Genomic DNA, 18,418 nt, shown 5'->3' on the forward strand with positions numbered 1-18,418 from the left:
ATGACTGAAAATGAACAAATTTTTTGGAACAGGGTCTTGGAATTAGCTCAGAGTCAATTAAAACAGGCAACTTATGAATTTTTTGTTCATGATGCCCGTCTATTAAAGGTCGATAAGCATATTGCAACTATTTACTTAGATCAAATGAAAGAGCTCTTTTGGGAAAAAAATCTTAAAGATGTTATTCTTACTGCTGGTTTTGAAGTTTATAACGCTCAAATTTCTGTTGACTATGTTTTCGAAGAAGACCTAATGATTGAGCAAAATCAGACCAAAATCAACCAAAAACCTAAGCAGCAAGCCTTAAATTCTTTGCCTACTGTTACTTCAGATTTAAACTCGAAATATAGTTTTGAAAACTTTATTCAAGGAGATGAAAATCGTTGGGCTGTTGCTGCTTCAATAGCAGTAGCTAATACTCCTGGAACTACCTATAATCCTTTGTTTATTTGGGGTGGCCCTGGGCTTGGAAAAACCCATTTATTAAATGCTATTGGTAATTCTGTACTATTAGAAAATCCAAATGCTCGAATTAAATATATCACAGCTGAAAACTTTATTAATGAGTTTGTTATCCATATTCGCCTTGATACCATGGATGAATTGAAAGAAAAATTTCGTAATTTAGATTTACTCCTTATTGATGATATCCAATCTTTAGCTAAAAAAACGCTCTCTGGAACACAAGAAGAGTTCTTTAATACTTTTAATGCACTTCATAATAATAACAAACAAATTGTCCTAACAAGCGACCGTACACCAGATCATCTCAATGATTTAGAAGATCGATTAGTTACTCGTTTTAAATGGGGATTAACAGTCAATATCACACCTCCTGATTTTGAAACACGAGTGGCTATTTTGACAAATAAAATTCAAGAATATAACTTTATTTTTCCTCAAGATACCATTGAGTATTTGGCTGGTCAATTTGATTCTAATGTCAGAGATTTAGAAGGTGCCTTAAAAGATATTAGTCTGGTTGCTAATTTCAAACAAATTGACACGATTACTGTTGACATTGCTGCCGAAGCTATTCGCGCCAGAAAGCAAGATGGACCTAAAATGACAGTTATTCCCATCGAAGAAATTCAAGCGCAAGTTGGAAAATTTTACGGTGTTACCGTCAAAGAAATTAAAGCTACTAAACGAACACAAAATATTGTTTTAGCAAGACAAGTAGCTATGTTTTTAGCACGTGAAATGACAGATAACAGTCTTCCTAAAATTGGAAAAGAATTTGGTGGCAGAGACCATTCAACAGTACTCCATGCCTATAATAAAATCAAAAACATGATCAGCCAGGACGAAAGCCTTAGGATCGAAATTGAAACCATAAAAAACAAAATTAAATAACATGTGGAAAAGAATATCTTTTATGAAATAGTTATCCACAAGTTGTGAACATCCATTTAGTCTTGGATTCTCTCGTTTATTTAGAGTTATCCACTATATACACAAGACCTACTACTACTACTTATTATTATACTTATTAAATAAAGGAGTTCTCATGATTCAATTTTCAATTAATCGCACATTATTTATTCATGCTTTAAATACAACTAAACGTGCTATTAGCACTAAAAATGCCATTCCTATTCTTTCATCAATAAAAATTGAAGTCACTTCTACAGGAGTAACTTTAACAGGGTCTAACGGTCAAATATCAATTGAAAACACTATTCCTGTAAGTAATGAAAATGCTGGTTTGCTAATTACCTCTCCAGGAGCTATTTTATTAGAAGCTAGTTTTTTTATTAATATTATTTCAAGTTTGCCAGATATTAGTATAAATGTTAAAGAAATTGAACAACACCAAGTTGTTTTAACCAGTGGTAAATCAGAGATTACCTTAAAAGGAAAAGATGTTGACCAGTATCCTCGTCTACAAGAAGTATCAACAGAAAATCCTTTGATTTTAAAAACAAAATTATTGAAGTCTATTATTGCTGAAACAGCTTTTGCAGCCAGTTTACAAGAAAGTCGTCCTATTTTAACAGGAGTTCATATTGTATTAAGTAATCATAAAGATTTTAAAGCAGTAGCGACTGACTCTCATCGTATGAGCCAACGTTTAATCACTTTGGACAATACTTCAGCAGATTTTGATGTAGTTATTCCAAGTAAATCTTTGAGAGAATTTTCAGCAGTATTTACAGATGATATTGAGACCGTTGAGGTATTTTTCTCACCAAGCCAAATCTTGTTCAGAAGTGAACACATTTCTTTTTATACACGCCTCTTAGAAGGAAATTATCCCGATACAGACCGTTTATTAATGACAGAATTTGAGACGGAGGTTGTTTTCAATACCCAATCCCTTCGCCACGCTATGGAACGTGCCTTCTTGATTTCTAATGCTACTCAAAATGGTACTGTTAAGCTTGAGATTACTCAAAATCATATTTCAGCTCATGTTAACTCACCTGAGGTTGGTAAGGTAAACGAGGATTTAGATATTGTTAGTCAGTCTGGTAGTGATTTAACTATCAGCTTCAATCCAACTTACCTTATTGAGTCTTTAAAAGCTATTAAAAGTGAAACAGTAAAAATTCATTTCTTATCACCAGTTCGACCATTCACCCTAACACCAGGCGATGAGGAAGAAAGTTTTATCCAATTAATTACACCAGTACGAACAAACTAAGTAAGAAAAAGCTCCCTTTTAGGAGTTTTTTTGTTATTATAAATATTAACGATAATATAAGTGGAGAAAAGGGAATGTATCAAATTGGATCATTTGTTGAAATGAAAAAACCTCATGCTTGTGTAATTAAAGAAACTGGTAAAAAGGCTAATCAATGGAAGGTACTGAGAGTAGGAGCTGATATTAAAATTCAGTGTACTAACTGTCAGCATGTGATTATGATGAGTCGTTATGATTTTGAGCGAAAATTAAAAAAAGTACTGCAACCATGAAAGTCCTTTTAAATAAATAATTCTAGCTATATTTGCAACCAATACTTTGCTAAAAAATTGCTAGTATGCCGTTGGAAAATTAGCTATTCTAATGTTATCGAAAGAAGAAAGATGGCCATTGACAATGACGAAAGTTGTAGCACAGTTACTTAGTTTCTCGGCAAACTATATCAAAATGAGAATAATACACCAAACTTTGATAATTTAAATGAAGGTGAAAGAGTGGCATAATGATAAGCAAATCTGAAATTTTCTTCTTATTCATACCGCTTTTTCTTCTATTTTTTGGTATAATAATCTTGATTGAAATTTGAATGGAGATTCGCTAAATGGCTTTAACAGCAGGTATTGTAGGCTTACCAAATGTTGGTAAATCAACCTTATTTAACGCAATTACAAAAGCAGGAGCAGAAGCTGCTAATTATCCTTTTGCGACTATTGATCCCAATGTTGGTATGGTAGAGGTTCCAGATGAGCGTCTGCAAAAATTGACAGAATTGATTACACCTAAAAAAACAGTTCCGACAACCTTTGAATTTACTGATATTGCAGGTATCGTTAAAGGTGCTTCTAGAGGGGAAGGTCTAGGAAATAAATTTTTAGCTAATATTCGTGAAGTCGATGCTATTGTTCATGTGGTACGTGCTTTTGATGATGAAAATGTCATGCGTGAACAAGGTCGTGAGGATGCTTTCGTTGATCCTATAGCAGATATTGACACTATTAATCTTGAATTAATCTTAGCTGATTTAGAGTCAATCAATAAACGTTATGCGCGTGTTGAAAAAATGGCACGAACTCAAAAAGATAAAGAATCAGTAGCAGAGTTTAATGTTTTGCAAAAGATTAAACCTGTTTTGGAAGATGGGAAATCAGCTAGGACAATTGAGTTTACAGAAGATGAAGCAAAAGTTGTTAAAGGTCTCTTTTTATTAACAACTAAACCTGTTTTATATGTAGCTAATGTCGATGAAGATAAAGTTGCTAATCCAGATGGTATTGATTATGTCAAACAAATTCGTGACTTTGCAGCTACTGAAAATGCTGAAGTAGTTGTTATCTCAGCGCGTGCAGAAGAAGAAATTTCAGAGCTTGACGATGAGGATAAAGAAGAATTTTTGGAAGCTATCGGTCTTACTGAATCAGGCGTTGATAAATTAACCAGAGCAGCTTATCATCTCTTAGGCCTTGGAACCTATTTTACAGCAGGTGAAAAAGAGGTTCGTGCTTGGACGTTTAAGCGTGGTATAAAAGCTCCACAAGCTGCTGGTATTATCCATTCAGATTTTGAAAGAGGTTTTATTCGTGCAGTAACCATGTCTTATGATGATCTAATGACCTACGGTTCAGAAAAAGCCGTCAAAGAAGCTGGACGCTTGCGTGAAGAAGGAAAAGAATATGTTGTCCAAGATGGGGACATCATGGAATTCAGATTTAATGTGTAATTATATTAAAACAATATCAGAAGGTTGGAAGAACATTCCAGCCCTTTTGGCATTTTAGAAAGAGAAAATATGGTAAAAATGATTGTTGGTCTGGGAAATCCAGGCTCTAAATATGAAAAAACAAAGCACAATATTGGTTTTATGGCTATTGACAATATTGTCAAGAACCTTGACGTTACCTTTACAGATGATAAAAATTTTAAAGCACAGATAGGAAGTACTTTTATTAATCATGAAAAAGTTTACTTTGTGAAACCTACTACTTTTATGAATAATAGCGGCATAGCAGTAAAAGCATTACTAACCTACTATAATATTGACATAACAGATTTAATTGTTATCTATGATGATTTAGACATGGAAGTCAGTAAATTACGTTTACGTAGTAAGGGTTCAGCAGGAGGACATAATGGCATTAAGTCAATCATTGCCCACATTGGAACTCAGGAATTTAACCGAATCAAAGTTGGTATTGGACGACCTTTAAAAGGTATGACTGTTATTAACCATGTGATGGGCCAATTCAATACCGAAGATAATATTGCTATTTCGTTAACTCTTGACAGAGTTGTCAATGCTGTCAAGTTTTATTTACAAGAAAATGATTTTGAAAAAACAATGCAGAAATTTAATGGATAATCATGGATATTTTAGAATTATTTAGTCAGAATAAGAAAGTCCAATCCTGGCACTCTGGATTAACCACCTTAGGAAGACAACTGGTAATGGGGTTATCGGGTTCAAGTAAAACATTGGCTATAGCTTCCGCTTATTTAGATGATCAAAAAAAAATAGTTGTGGTTACATCAACTCAAAATGAGGTTGAAAAATTAGCCAGCGATTTATCTAGTTTACTTGATGAAGAACTTGTTTTCCAATTTTTTGCAGACGATGTGGCTGCAGCGGAATTTATCTTTGCGTCAATGGATAAAGCTCTATCAAGAATAGAAACCCTGCAATTTTTAAGGAATCCTAAATCTCAGGGCGTTTTAATTGTTAGTTTATCAGGCTTAAGAATTTTATTGCCAAACCCAGATGTTTTTACAAAGAGTCAGATTCAACTAACAGTTGGAGAAGATTATGATAGTGATACTCTTACTAAACAACTGATGACAATTGGCTATCAGAAGGTCTCACAGGTTATTAGTCCAGGAGAATTTAGCCGTCGAGGGGATATTTTAGATATCTATGAGATTACACAAGAATTGCCTTATCGATTGGAATTTTTTGGCGATGATATTGATAGTATTAGGCAATTTCATCCAGAAACTCAAAAATCTTTTGAACAACTAGAAGGTATTTTTATTAATCCAGCAAGTGATCTTATTTTTGAGGTTAGTGATTTTCAACGTGGCATTGAGCAATTAGAAAAGGCTCTACAAACAGCACAAGATGATAAAAAATCTTATTTAGAAGATGTATTAGCTGTTTCAAAAAACGGTTTTAAACATAAGGATATCCGTAAATTTCAATCATTATTTTATGAAAAAGAGTGGTCATTATTAGATTATATTCCTAAGGGAACGCCAATCTTTTTTGATGATTTTCAAAAACTAGTTGATAAAAATGCAAGATTTGATTTAGAGATTGCTAATCTCTTGACAGAAGATTTACAGCAAGGAAAGGCTCTTTCCAATCTTAACTACTTTACAGATAATTATCGAGAGCTTAGGCACTATAAGCCAGCGACCTTCTTTTCAAATTTTCATAAGGGACTTGGAAATATCAAATTTGATCAGATGCATCAGCTAACTCAGTATGCCATGCAGGAATTTTTTAATCAATTTCCTTTGTTGATTGATGAGATTAAACGGTATCAAAAAAATCAAACAACGGTTATTGTACAGGTAGAGTCTCAGTATGCTTACGAACGACTTGAAAAATCTTTTCAAGATTACCAATTTCGCCTTCCTTTAGTGAGTGCTAATCAAATTGTTTCACGTGAATCACAAATTGTAATTGGAGCTATCTCCAGTGGTTTTTATTTTGCTGATGAAAAGTTAGCGTTAATCACAGAGCATGAAATTTATCATAAAAAGATCAAACGACGCGCTAGACGATCTAATATTAGCAATGCTGAGCGTTTGAAAGATTACAATGAGTTAGCAGTAGGTGATTACGTGGTTCATAATGTCCATGGTATCGGTCGCTTTCTTGGAATTGAAACGATTCAGATTCAGGGAATCCATCGAGATTATGTTACTATTCAATATCAAAATTCAGACCGTATTTCTCTTCCAATTGACCAAATTAGTAGCTTATCAAAGTACGTTTCTGCTGATGGAAAAGAACCTAAAATTAATAAACTCAATGATGGTCGTTTTCAAAAGACAAAGCAAAAGGTCGCTAGACAAGTAGAGGATATTGCTGATGACCTTCTAAAATTATATGCTGAAAGAAGTCAGCAAAAAGGATTTTCATTTTCACCAGATGATGACTTGCAGCGCGCTTTTGATGATGATTTTGCTTTTGTAGAAACAGAAGATCAACTTAGGTCTATAAAGGAAATTAAAGCTGATATGGAGAGCATGCAGCCTATGGATCGTCTTTTAGTAGGCGATGTAGGATTTGGTAAGACAGAAGTAGCTATGAGGGCAGCCTTTAAAGCGGTGAATGATCACAAACAAGTAGCTGTCTTAGTTCCAACCACAGTCTTGGCCCAGCAGCATTATGAAAACTTCAAAGCACGCTTTGAAAATTACCCTGTTGAGGTTGACGTCTTAAGTCGTTTCCGTAGTAAAAAAGAGCAAGCTGAAACACTAGAACGTGTACGAAAAGGTCAAATTGACATTATTATCGGAACCCATCGACTCCTATCAAAAGATGTGGTCTTTTCTGATTTAGGATTGATTGTGATTGATGAGGAACAACGGTTTGGTGTTAAGCATAAAGAAACTTTAAAGGAATTAAAAACTAAGGTTGACGTCTTAACCTTAACAGCTACTCCGATTCCTAGAACCTTACACATGTCTATGTTAGGTATCCGAGATTTATCGGTTATTGAGACCCCACCAACCAATCGTTATCCTGTTCAAACCTATGTTTTGGAAAATAATCCAGGTCTCGTTAGAGAAGCTATCATTCGTGAAATGGATCGCGGAGGACAAATTTTTTACGTTTACAATAAAGTTGACACTATTGAAAAGAAAGTTGCAGAGCTACAAGAATTAGTCCCAGAAGCTTCTATAGGTTTTGTTCATGGGCAAATGAGTGAAATTCAACTTGAAAATACCTTGATTGACTTTATAAATGGTGATTATGATGTCCTTGTGGCTACAACAATCATCGAAACAGGAGTTGACATTTCTAATGTAAACACTTTGTTTATTGAGAATGCTGATCATATGGGATTGTCAACTTTATATCAACTACGAGGGCGCGTCGGAAGAAGTAATCGTATTGCTTATGCTTACCTGATGTATCGTCCTGATAAGGTCCTAACAGAGGTTTCTGAAAAGCGTTTAGAGGCTATTAAAGGCTTTACTGAATTAGGTTCAGGCTTCAAGATTGCTATGCGAGATTTGTCTATACGAGGAGCAGGTAATATTTTAGGGGCTTCTCAGAGTGGCTTTATTGATTCGGTCGGTTTTGAAATGTATTCTCAGTTATTGGAACAGGCTATTGCTAGCAAGCAGGGAAAAACGACTGTTCGTCAAAAAGGCAATACTGAAATCAATCTTCAGATTGATGCCTATTTACCAGATGATTATATTGCAGATGAGCGCCAAAAAATTGACATTTACAAGCGTATTCGAGAAATTCAATCAAGAGAAGATTATCTCAATTTGCAAGATGAGCTTATGGATCGTTTTGGAGAGTATCCTGATCAAGTTGCCTATTTGTTAGAGATAGCTCTGCTAAAACATTATATGGACAATGCCTTTGCGGAATTAGTTGAACGCAAAAATAATCAGGTCATTGTTCGATTTGAAGTAACTTCTTTAACTTATTTCTTGACTCAGGATTATTTCGAAGCCTTATCGAAAACCCATCTTAAAGCTAAAATTAGTGAACATCAGGGGAAAATCGATATCGTCTTTGACGTTCGCCATCAAAAAGATTATAGAATTTTAGAAGAATTGATGTTATTTGGAGAAAGGCTTAGTGAGATAAAAATCAGAAAAAAACAATTCAGTTTTTAAATAATAATTTGAAACAACTTTTAGACTGAATAGTATTAATGACAATGGAACGAACTAGCTCTTTATACTTTTGTCAAAAATCTAAGATCTTTGCTGCGAAATTAGGATCTTTTCTACCATTTAAAAAATAAAAATGATAAAATGAAGAGGATTGTAGGAGAAATTATGAGACTAGATAAATATCTAAAGGTATCGCGCCTTATTAAACGTCGTTCAGTAGCAAAAGAAGTTGCGGATAAGGGACGAATTAAAGTTAATGGGATACTTGCTAAAAGTTCAACGAATATAAAACTAAATGATCACATTGAAATTAGTTTTGGAAATAAATTACTGACAGTAAGAGTCATTGAAATAAAAGATAGTACAAAAAAAGAAGATGCTCTTAAGATGTATGAGATAATCAGTGAAACAAGGATAACATTAAATGAAGAAGCCTAGTATTGTTCAATTAAATAATCATTATATTAAGAAAGAGAATCTCAAAAAAAAATTTGAAGAAGAAGAATCTCAAAAAAGAAATCGTTTTATGGGATGGATCCTTGTAAGTATGATGTTTTTATTTATTTTGCCAACTTATAATCTTGTCAAAAGTTATGTTGATTTTGAAAAGCAAAATCAACAGGTGGTTAAATTAAAAAAAGAGTATAATGAATTGTCAAAGAGTACAAAAAAAGAAAAACAATTAGCAGAACGACTAAAAGATGATAATTTTGTCAAAAAATATGCTAGGGCAAAATACTATTTATCGCGTGAAGGAGAAATGATTTATCCTATTCCAGGACTATTACCAAAATGATGATGGACAATATTGTAAAAAAAATAGAAGCATTTCTTGCTTTTTCTGATAAAAAATTAGCAGAGCTGCAACAGGAAAATCAAAAAGTTAAAGAAGAAAGTCAGTATATTCAAAAAAACTAGAAAGGAGTCAATATGAGAAAATTATTAGCGGCTATGTTAATGACTTTTTTTCTGACTCCTTTACCAGTGATTAGTACAGAAAAAAAACTTATATTTTCAAAAAATGCTGTTTATCAATTGAAACAAGATGTCGTTCAATCAACACAATTCTATAATCAAATACCCTCTAATCCAAATCTTTATCAAGAAACGTGTGCCTATAAAGACAGTGATTTAACTCTACCAGCAGGAAGATTAGGTGTAAATCAACCATTACTTATTAAATCGCTTGTGCTTAACAAAGAATCTTTACCGGTTTTTGAGTTAGCTGATGGTACCTATGTTGAGGCTAATCGACAATTGATTTATGACGATATTGTACTTAATCAAGTAGATATAGATAGCTATTTTTGGACACAAAAGAAACTTAGGCTTTATTCAGCCCCTTATGTTTTAGGTACGCAAACAATTCCTTCTTCTTTTTTATTTGCTCAAAAAGTTCATGCCACTCAAATGGCACAAACAAACCATGGAACTTATTATCTTATTGATGATAAGGGCTGGGCATCACAAGAAGATCTAGTTCAATTTGATAACCGCATGTTAAAAGTCCAGGAAATGCTCTTACAAAAATATAATAACCCAAATTATTCAATTTTTGTAAAGCAACTCAACACACAAACAAGTGCTGGTATTAATGCTGATAAAAAAATGTATGCTGCAAGTATCTCGAAGTTAGCACCACTTTATATTGTTCAAAAACAATTACAAAAAAAGAAATTAGCAGAGAATAAAACTTTGACTTATACTAAAGATGTTAATCATTTTTATGGAGACTATGATCCATTGGGAAGTGGTAAAATTAGTAAAATAGCTGATAATAAAGATTATCGTGTTGAAGACCTACTGAAAGCTGTAGCACAACAATCGGATAATGTAGCAACTAATATTTTAGGTTATTATCTATGTCATCAGTATGATAAAGCTTTCCGCTCAGAGATAAAAGCTTTATCAGGTATCGATTGGGATATGGAGCAGCGCTTATTAACTTCTCGTTCAGCTGCAAATATGATGGAAGCTATTTATCATCAAAAAGGCCAAATTATTTCTTACCTTTCAAATACCGAATTTGATCAACAACGTATCACAAAAAATATTACTGTTCCAGTTGCACATAAAATTGGTGATGCTTATGATTATAAACATGACGTTGCTATTGTTTACGGTAATACTCCATTTATTTTGTCTATTTTTACAAATAAATCAACCTATGAAGATATTACGGCTATTGCAGATGACGTTTATGGTATTTTAAAATGATGACCTATCAAGAAATTTTTAATGAAATAAAAAATAAAGCCTACTTTAAAAATCATAGACATGTGTTAATAGCCGTATCTGGTGGAGTAGATTCAATGAATTTATTGCACTTTTTATACCTGTTTCAAGACAAATTGAAAATTCGTATTGGTATTGCTCATGTTAATCACAAACAAAGATCAGAATCAGATTCAGAAGAAGCTTATTTAAAGTGTTGGGCTAAAAAACATGACATACCTATTTATGTTTCTAATTTTGAAGGAATATTTTCAGAAAAAGCAGCACGTGATTGGCGCTATGCTTTTTTTAAGAGTATTATGTTAAAAAATAACTATTCAGCTTTAGTAACAGCTCACCATTCAGATGATCAAGCAGAAACTATTTTGATGAGGCTAATTAGAGGAAGCCGATTGAGGCACTTGTCGGGTATAAAAAGCGTGCAACCATTTGCCAATGGTCAACTTATAAGACCTTTTTTAACTTTCTCAAAAAAGGACTTGCCAGAAATTTTTCATTTTGAAGATTCTTCAAATAGAGAATTATCATTTTTAAGAAATAGAGTTAGAAATAATTATTTACCACTGTTAAAGCAGGAAAATCCTAGGTTCATTCAGGGATTAAATCAATTAGCACTTGAAAATAGCTTACTTTTTCAAGCTTTTAAGGAGCTAACAAATCATATTACTACCACTGATTTAACAGAATTTAATGAGCAATCTAAGTCAATTCAATACTTTTTGTTACAAGATTATTTAGAAGGTTTTCCAGATTTAGATTTAAAAAAATCTCAATTTACTCAATTATTGCAAATTATCCAAACTGCTAAACAAGGCTATTATTATCTCAAAAAAGACTATTATATATTCATTGATAAATTCTCTTTTAAAATTACAAAAATCGTTCCTAAGACTGAGTTAGTTAAAGAAGAAAAAATGTTAGAATACGATAGTAACTTATGCTACAGAGATTATTATTTTTCATTTATGCCAAAAAGTAACGAAGATCAAGGACAGGTAAGTATACCTTTATTTAGTTTATCGTCTATTAAATTAAGAAGTCGCCAATCTGGAGATTATATTTCTTTTGGTCACTTTTCAAAAAAAATAAGACGTTTATTTATAGATGAAAAATTCACAATAGCTGAACGTCAAAATGCTATTATTGGAGAGCAAGATGAGCAGATTATATTTGTATTGATAGGTAATAAAACTTATTTGAGAAAAGCTTGTAAACATGATATAATGTTGGCTAAACTGTATATTGATAAATTAGAAAAAGGGTGACAGCATGCTCGAGCAAGATATTCAAAAAATTCTTTACTCTGAAAATGATATTATTCGGAAAACTAAAAAATTAGGAGAACAATTAACAAAAGATTATCAAGAAAAAAATCCGCTTATGATTGGTGTATTAAAAGGATCAGTTCCTTTTATGGCAGAACTAATGAAACACATCGATACTCATGTTGAAATTGATTTTATGGTAGTATCAAGTTATCATGGCGGTACATCTAGCAGTGGTGAAGTTAAAATTTTAAAAGATGTAGATACCAATATTGAAGGAAGAGATATCATAATTGTTGAAGATATTATTGACACCGGTCGCACCTTAAAATATTTACGAGATATGTTTAAGTACCGTAAAGCTAATACTATCAAAATTGCAACACTGTTTGATAAACCTGAAGGTCGTGTTGTTAAAATTGAAGCAGATTATGTTTGTTACAATATTCCAAATGAATTTATCGTAGGCTTTGGTTTAGATTACGCAGAAAATTATCGCAATCTTCCTTACGTAGGTGTATTAAAAGAAGAAGTCTATTCAAAATAGAAAAAGGTCAATGTTTACTGTATGAAAAATAATAAAAATAATGGTTTTGTTAAAAATTCTTTTATATATATATTGATGATTATTGTTGTCATCACAGGATTTCAATTTTATCTTAAGGGAACCAGCACACAAAGCCAACAGATTAGTTATTCCAAATTAATTAAACATCTTAAGGCTGGAGATATAAAATCTTTAAGTTATCAGCCTAGCGGTAGTATTATTGAAGTTAAAGGGAAATATGAGAAACCTCAAAAAGTGACAGTTAATTCAGGACTATCATTTTTAGGTGGAAGAGCTTCAACACAGGTAACAGAGTTCTCATCTTTAGTATTACCTAGTGATACCATCTTGAAAGAAATGACAGCAGCAGCTGATAAAAATGGAACAGAGCTTACAGTTAAGCAGGAAAGTTCAAGTGGTACTTGGATTACCTTCTTAATGAGCTTTTTACCTATTGTTATTTTTGCTGCTTTCATGATGATGATGATGAATCAAGGTGGTGGAGGAGCTCGTGGTGCTATGAGTTTCGGCAAAAATAAGGCAAAATCTCAATCAAAAGGTAATGTTAAAGTGAGATTTACAGACGTTGCTGGTGCCGAAGAAGAAAAACAAGAATTAGTAGAAGTTGTTGATTTTTTGAAAAATCCTAAAAAATATAAATCACTAGGAGCACGGATTCCAGCGGGAGTTCTTCTAGAGGGGCCTCCAGGTACTGGTAAAACATTACTAGCTAAAGCTGTAGCAGGTGAAGCTGGAGTGCCATTTTTCAGTATTTCAGGTTCGGATTTTGTCGAAATGTTTGTCGGTGTAGGTGCTAGTCGTGTTCGTTCTTTATTTGAGGATGCTAAAAAAGCTGAGCGTGCGATCATCTTTATCGATGAAATTGACGCTGTAGGTCGTCGTCGTGGTGCTGGCATGGGAGGCGGTAACGATGAACGAGAACAGACCCTTAACCAATTACTCATTGAAATGGATGGTTTTGAGGGTAATGAGAACATTATCGTTATTGCTGCAACTAACCGTAGTGATGTTTTAGATCCAGCTTTACTAAGACCAGGTCGTTTTGATCGTAAGGTTTTAGTTGGTCGCCCTGATGTTAAAGGACGTGAAGCCATTTTACGTGTTCATGCTAAAAATAAACCACTTGCAAATGACGTTAATTTGAAAGTAGTAGCCCAACAGACTCCAGGTTTTGTAGGTGCTGATCTTGAAAATGTTTTAAATGAAGCTGCGTTGGTTGCTGCTCGCAGAAATAAAATTAAAATTGATGCTAGTGATATTGATGAAGCTGAAGATCGTGTTATTGCTGGACCATCAAAGAAAGATCGCACTATTTCGCAAAAAGAGCGAGAAATGGTTGCTTATCACGAAGCTGGTCATACTATTGTTGGTTTAGTTTTATCTAATGCGCGTGTAGTTCACAAGGTAACTATTGTACCTCGTGGACGAGCAGGTGGTTATATGATCGCTCTTCCAAAAGAAGATCAAATGCTTCTTTCTAAAGAAGATCTGAAAGAGCAATTAGCAGGATTGATGGGTGGTCGTGTTGCTGAAGAAATTGTTTTTAATGCTCAAACATCAGGTGCGTCAAATGACTTTGAGCAAGCTACTCAGATAGCAAGGGCCATGGTTACGGAATATGGTATGAGTGAAAAGCTTGGACCAGTTCAATATGAAGGTAACCATGCGATGATGCCAGGACAGATCTCTCCTGAAAAAGCTTACTCTGCCCAAACAGCTCAAATGATTGATGATGAGGTTCGTGAACTCTTAAATCAAGCTCGTAATCAAGCAGCTGATATCATCAATGAGAATCGAGATACTCATAAATTGATTGCTGAAGCTCTTCTCAAATATGAAACTCTAGACGCTGCACAAATTAAATCAATTTATGAAACTGGTAAAATGCCAGTTGATTTAGAAACTGATGATAATGAAGCTCATGCGTTATCTTATGACGAAATTAAAAATAAAATGACAGAATCTGAATCTGCAGAATGATATAAAAAAGCTGAACTTATAGATTAAGTTCAGCTTTTTTATCAACACAATATCCTTGTAAACGTTATGAATTGTAATAGGTGCCTAATTGCTAGAAATGAGAAGATGACATACTTTTTTTCTTTATTACTTAAAGTGAGAAAGACTTTGGTATTTAAAACTAGAAAATTGTTAAAGCCATTTGAAAAATCTATTAGTGTTTTCTTAGAATAATAGAAGAACAGAAGATAGCAAAAGTTTCAGTCAACCAATAAGATGAAATTTACAATCATTACTAACTATGATACACTTAGTAGAAAATCATTTACTATAGAAGGTGATAACATGACTATTTTTCGTAAAAAAAAGAAATATTCCAATAAAACAGAAATGCAAAGGCACTTCAAAGTTATTGATTTAGTTTTTTTAGGCCTAGGTTCAATGGTTGGAACAGGTATCTTTACAGTTACTGGCATAGGCGCTGCTAAGTATGCAGGTCCTGCTTTAACAATATCGATTATCATTTCCGCGATTGCTATTGGAATTTTAGCCTTATTTTATGCAGAATTTGCGTCTCGTATGCCTTCTAACGGTGGTGCTTATAGTTATGTTTATGCAACCTTGGGAGAGTTTCCAGCATGGCTTGTTGGCTGGTATATTATTATGGAATTTTTAACAGCTATATCTAGTGTTGCTGTTGGCTGGGGAAGTTATTTAAAAGGATTACTTGCCAATTATAATATAGTATTACCAAACGCTTTAAATGGCACGTTCAATCTTAAGAATGGAACTTACATAGATATTCTTCCTGTTTTAGTGATGTTTTTCGTGACAGGGATTGTCCTAATGAATTCGAAATTAGCCCTGAGATTCAATAGTTTTTTAGTTATTTTAAAATTTTCAGCACTGGCTTTATTTATCTTTGTAGGCATTTTTTTTATTGATCACAATAATTGGTCTCATTTTGCTCCATATGGTGTAGGACAAATTACTGGAGGTAAAACAGGTATCTTTGCTGGTGCTTCTGTTATGTTCTTTGCATTTTTAGGATTTGAATCTATTTCAATGGCAGTTGATGAAGTGAAAGAACCACAAAAAACAATCCCTAAAGGCATCATTTTATCTTTGATTATTGTAACAGCACTCTATATAGTTGTCACCACTATTTTAACGGGAATTGTACACTACACTAAATTAAATGTTCCAGACGCGGTGGCTTTTGCTTTAAGAAATATTAGACTTTATTGGGCAGCTGACTATGTGTCGATAGTTGCTATTTTGACTCTTATTACGGTATGTATTTCTATGACCTATGCATTAGCTAGAACAATTTACAGTATTAGTAGAGATGGTTTATTACCTAAATCACTTTATACTCTCACTAAAAAAAATAAAGTGCCTCAAAATGCTACTCTTGTCACTGGACTACTTGCTATGATTTGTGCGGGAATATTTCCTTTATCGAGTCTAGCAGAGTTTGTTAATATTTGTACTTTAGCATATTTAATTATTCTGTCGGGTGCAATTATTAAACTCAGAAGAATAGAAGGAGAACCAAAAGCAAATGAATTTAAAACTCCTCTAGTACCATTCCTACCAATGTTGGCAATTATCATTTGTCTATCATTTATGAGCCAATATAAAGCTTTTACTTGGATTGCTTTTGCTATTGCCACAATTATTGGAACATTAATCTACTTAGCTTATGGTTATACTCATTCAATAGAAAATAAATAATGTTTTGATAATAAGATTTGACATTACATTATAGACTATAACGTTTAGAAGTAAATGAGTAGTAAAATCAATACCTACTTACTTATCAAAGTTGTAATATTTAAAATTACCCAACCCCTAGATAATTGATTAGTCTCTAGGGGTTGATTGGTACAATGACATAGACTCTAAAACGATTTTAATACTAAATATATAGATATAACTTTCAAAAAAGAAAATTAGTTCATTTTTGTTACACAATAAAATTTGTTATTTAGCAGTAATATAATTGAAAAACAGAAACATTTTGTAAAAAAAGAGTTGACAATGACAGTAAAGATATCGTATACTAATAAAGCTGTCAGAGAGGTTCCTGTAACACACTTATTGAAAAAAGATGAAAAAGTAGTTGACAGGCTATGAGAAACCTGATAGAATAAAGAAGTTGTCTCTTAGGAGACGTTAAGACCTTTGAGAACTGAATAAGACGAACCAAACGTGAGGGTGATATGGAGACATATTACCCGTCAAGAAACGAGAAATAAATCTGTCAGCGACAGAAGGAACGAGTAAGTTCAAACGCAAATTAAAGAGAGTTTGATCCTGGCTCAGGACGAACGCTGGCGGCGTGCCTAATACATGCAAGTAGAACGCTGAGAACTGGTGCTTGCACCGGTTCAAGGAGTTGCGAACGGGTGAGTAACGCGTAGGTAACCTACCTCATAGCGGGGGATAACTATTGGAAACGATAGCTAATACCGCATAAGAGAGACTAACGCATGTTAGTAATTTAAAAGGGGCAATTGCTCCACTATGAGATGGACCTGCGTTGTATTAGCTAGTTGGTGAGGTAAAGGCTCACCAAGGCGACGATACATAGCCGACCTGAGAGGGTGATCGGCCACACTGGGACTGAGACACGGCCCAGACTCCTACGGGAGGCAGCAGTAGGGAATCTTCGGCAATGGGGGCAACCCTGACCGAGCAACGCCGCGTGAGTGAAGAAGGTTTTCGGATCGTAAAGCTCTGTTGTTAGAGAAGAATGATGGTGGGAGTGGAAAATCCACCAAGTGACGGTAACTAACCAGAAAGGGACGGCTAACTACGTGCCAGCAGCCGCGGTAATACGTAGGTCCCGAGCGTTGTCCGGATTTATTGGGCGTAAAGCGAGCGCAGGCGGTTTTTTAAGTCTGAAGTTAAAGGCATTGGCTCAACCAATGTACGCTTTGGAAACTGGAGAACTTGAGTGCAGAAGGGGAGAGTGGAATTCCATGTGTAGCGGTGAAATGCGTAGATATATGGAGGAACACCGGTGGCGAAAGCGGCTCTCTGGTCTGTAACTGACGCTGAGGCTCGAAAGCGTGGGGAGCAAACAGGATTAGATACCCTGGTAGTCCACGCCGTAAACGATGAGTGCTAGGTGTTAGGCCCTTTCCGGGGCTTAGTGCCGGAGCTAACGCATTAAGCACTCCGCCTGGGGAGTACGACCGCAAGGTTGAAACTCAAAGGAATTGACGGGGGCCCGCACAAGCGGTGGAGCATGTGGTTTAATTCGAAGCAACGCGAAGAACCTTACCAGGTCTTGACATCCCGATGCCCGCTCTAGAGATAGAGTTTTACTTCGGTACATCGGTGACAGGTGGTGCATGGTTGTCGTCAGCTCGTGTCGTGAGATGTTGGGTTAAGTCCCGCAACGAGCGCAACCCCTATTGTTAGTTGCCATCATTAAGTTGGGCACTCTAGCGAGACTGCCGGTAATAAACCGGAGGAAGGTGGGGATGACGTCAAATCATCATGCCCCTTATGACCTGGGCTACACACGTGCTACAATGGTTGGTACAACGAGTCGCAAGCCGGTGACGGCAAGCTAATCTCTTAAAGCCAATCTCAGTTCGGATTGTAGGCTGCAACTCGCCTACATGAAGTCGGAATCGCTAGTAATCGCGGATCAGCACGCCGCGGTGAATACGTTCCCGGGCCTTGTACACACCGCCCGTCACACCACGAGAGTTTGTAACACCCGAAGTCGGTGAGGTAACCTATTAGGAGCCAGCCGCCTAAGGTGGGATAGATGATTGGGGTGAAGTCGTAACAAGGTAGCCGTATCGGAAGGTGCGGCTGGATCACCTCCTTTCTAAGGAAATGGAACACGTTTATCGTCTTATTTAG

The 18,418-nt window shown here is 34.8% G+C and carries 14 protein-coding genes and 1 rRNA gene; all 15 read left to right on the forward strand.

Annotation, left to right across the window (positions count from 1 at the left end):
* The 15 genes from dnaA to B6D67_RS00070 all read left to right on the forward strand — a co-directional run bounded on the left by dnaA (position 1) and on the right by B6D67_RS00070 (position 18,383).
* Entirely contained in the window at positions 1-1,356 is a 1,356-nt protein-coding gene (dnaA, locus tag B6D67_RS00005) for a chromosomal replication initiator protein DnaA (RefSeq protein WP_002987659.1), read from the forward strand.
* A gap of 154 nt (positions 1,357-1,510) precedes the next feature.
* Positions 1,511-2,647, forward strand: a complete 1,137-nt coding sequence (gene dnaN / locus B6D67_RS00010) for a DNA polymerase III subunit beta (RefSeq protein WP_010921762.1) — start codon at positions 1,511-1,513, stop codon at positions 2,645-2,647.
* Positions 2,648-2,721: 74 nt separating this feature from the next.
* Positions 2,722-2,919 carry a DUF951 domain-containing protein gene (locus B6D67_RS00015; protein WP_002981933.1) on the forward strand — a complete coding sequence of 66 codons (198 nt, stop codon included), beginning with the start codon at positions 2,722-2,724 and terminating at the stop codon, positions 2,917-2,919.
* A gap of 329 nt (positions 2,920-3,248) precedes the next feature.
* A complete protein-coding gene (gene ychF, locus B6D67_RS00020; RefSeq protein WP_011284395.1) occupies positions 3,249-4,364 on the forward strand; it encodes a redox-regulated ATPase YchF in 1,116 nt (371 codons plus the stop codon).
* 69 nt (positions 4,365-4,433) lie between these two features.
* Complete coding sequence (gene pth / locus B6D67_RS00025) at positions 4,434-5,003, forward strand: aminoacyl-tRNA hydrolase (protein ID WP_002981924.1); 570 nt, start codon at positions 4,434-4,436, stop codon at positions 5,001-5,003.
* Between the two features lie 2 nt (positions 5,004-5,005).
* Positions 5,006-8,506, forward strand: coding sequence for a transcription-repair coupling factor (gene mfd, locus B6D67_RS00030; RefSeq protein WP_032465835.1), 3,501 nt, complete (start codon positions 5,006-5,008; stop codon positions 8,504-8,506).
* A 165-nt stretch (positions 8,507-8,671) separates the two neighbouring features.
* Complete coding sequence (locus tag B6D67_RS00035) at positions 8,672-8,944, forward strand: RNA-binding S4 domain-containing protein (protein ID WP_002987671.1); 273 nt, start codon at positions 8,672-8,674, stop codon at positions 8,942-8,944.
* On the forward strand, positions 8,931-9,302 hold the full coding sequence (locus B6D67_RS00040; protein WP_002981918.1) for an FtsB family cell division protein: 372 nt from the start codon (positions 8,931-8,933) through the stop codon (positions 9,300-9,302). Before B6D67_RS00035 ends, B6D67_RS00040 begins: the two co-directional genes overlap by 14 nt.
* On the forward strand, positions 9,299-9,424 hold the full coding sequence (locus tag B6D67_RS10490; protein ID WP_002987677.1) for an SP_0009 family protein: 126 nt from the start codon (positions 9,299-9,301) through the stop codon (positions 9,422-9,424). Before B6D67_RS00040 ends, B6D67_RS10490 begins: the two co-directional genes overlap by 4 nt.
* Before the next feature lie 12 nt (positions 9,425-9,436).
* Positions 9,437-10,723: a serine hydrolase gene (locus B6D67_RS00045; RefSeq protein WP_010921766.1), complete on the forward strand. Its 1,287-nt coding sequence runs from the start codon at positions 9,437-9,439 to the stop codon at positions 10,721-10,723.
* Positions 10,720-12,006 carry a tRNA lysidine(34) synthetase TilS gene (gene tilS / locus B6D67_RS00050; protein ID WP_010921767.1) on the forward strand — a complete coding sequence of 429 codons (1,287 nt, stop codon included), beginning with the start codon at positions 10,720-10,722 and terminating at the stop codon, positions 12,004-12,006. Before B6D67_RS00045 ends, tilS begins: the two co-directional genes overlap by 4 nt.
* 4 nt (positions 12,007-12,010) lie before the next feature.
* Complete coding sequence (gene hpt / locus B6D67_RS00055; RefSeq protein ID WP_002981912.1) at positions 12,011-12,553, forward strand: hypoxanthine phosphoribosyltransferase; 543 nt, start codon at positions 12,011-12,013, stop codon at positions 12,551-12,553.
* 21 nt (positions 12,554-12,574) lie between these two features.
* Positions 12,575-14,554 (forward strand): ATP-dependent zinc metalloprotease FtsH, encoded by a 1,980-nt coding sequence (ftsH, locus tag B6D67_RS00060; RefSeq protein ID WP_010921768.1) that lies wholly within the window; start codon positions 12,575-12,577, stop codon positions 14,552-14,554.
* 324 nt (positions 14,555-14,878) lie between these two features.
* Complete coding sequence (locus tag B6D67_RS00065; protein ID WP_002987685.1) at positions 14,879-16,270, forward strand: APC family permease; 1,392 nt, start codon at positions 14,879-14,881, stop codon at positions 16,268-16,270.
* Positions 16,271-16,834: 564 nt separating this feature from the next.
* Positions 16,835-18,383, forward strand: a 16S ribosomal RNA gene (locus tag B6D67_RS00070).
* Positions 18,384-18,418: the final 35 nt, after the last annotated feature.

It is taken from the genome of Streptococcus pyogenes (genome assembly GCF_002055535.1).
Classification (GTDB): Bacteria; Bacillota; Bacilli; order Lactobacillales; family Streptococcaceae; genus Streptococcus; species Streptococcus pyogenes.

Bases quoted from the DNA above. Each gene is read 5' to 3' on its own strand.
- dnaA (WP_002987659.1), top strand. From the start codon at position 1: ATGACTGAAAATGAACAAATTTTTTGGAACAGGGTCTTGGAATTAGCT.
- dnaN (WP_010921762.1), top strand. From the start codon at position 1,511: ATGATTCAATTTTCAATTAATCGCACATTATTTATTCATGCTTTAAAT.
- B6D67_RS00015 (WP_002981933.1), top strand. From the start codon at position 2,722: ATGTATCAAATTGGATCATTTGTTGAAATGAAAAAACCTCATGCTTGT.
- ychF (WP_011284395.1), top strand. From the start codon at position 3,249: ATGGCTTTAACAGCAGGTATTGTAGGCTTACCAAATGTTGGTAAATCA.
- pth (WP_002981924.1), top strand. From the start codon at position 4,434: ATGGTAAAAATGATTGTTGGTCTGGGAAATCCAGGCTCTAAATATGAA.
- mfd (WP_032465835.1), top strand. From the start codon at position 5,006: ATGGATATTTTAGAATTATTTAGTCAGAATAAGAAAGTCCAATCCTGG.
- B6D67_RS00035 (WP_002987671.1), top strand. From the start codon at position 8,672: ATGAGACTAGATAAATATCTAAAGGTATCGCGCCTTATTAAACGTCGT.
- B6D67_RS00040 (WP_002981918.1), top strand. From the start codon at position 8,931: ATGAAGAAGCCTAGTATTGTTCAATTAAATAATCATTATATTAAGAAA.
- B6D67_RS10490 (WP_002987677.1), top strand. From the start codon at position 9,299: ATGATGATGGACAATATTGTAAAAAAAATAGAAGCATTTCTTGCTTTT.
- B6D67_RS00045 (WP_010921766.1), top strand. From the start codon at position 9,437: ATGAGAAAATTATTAGCGGCTATGTTAATGACTTTTTTTCTGACTCCT.
- tilS (WP_010921767.1), top strand. From the start codon at position 10,720: ATGATGACCTATCAAGAAATTTTTAATGAAATAAAAAATAAAGCCTAC.
- hpt (WP_002981912.1), top strand. From the start codon at position 12,011: ATGCTCGAGCAAGATATTCAAAAAATTCTTTACTCTGAAAATGATATT.
- ftsH (WP_010921768.1), top strand. From the start codon at position 12,575: ATGAAAAATAATAAAAATAATGGTTTTGTTAAAAATTCTTTTATATAT.
- B6D67_RS00065 (WP_002987685.1), top strand. From the start codon at position 14,879: ATGACTATTTTTCGTAAAAAAAAGAAATATTCCAATAAAACAGAAATG.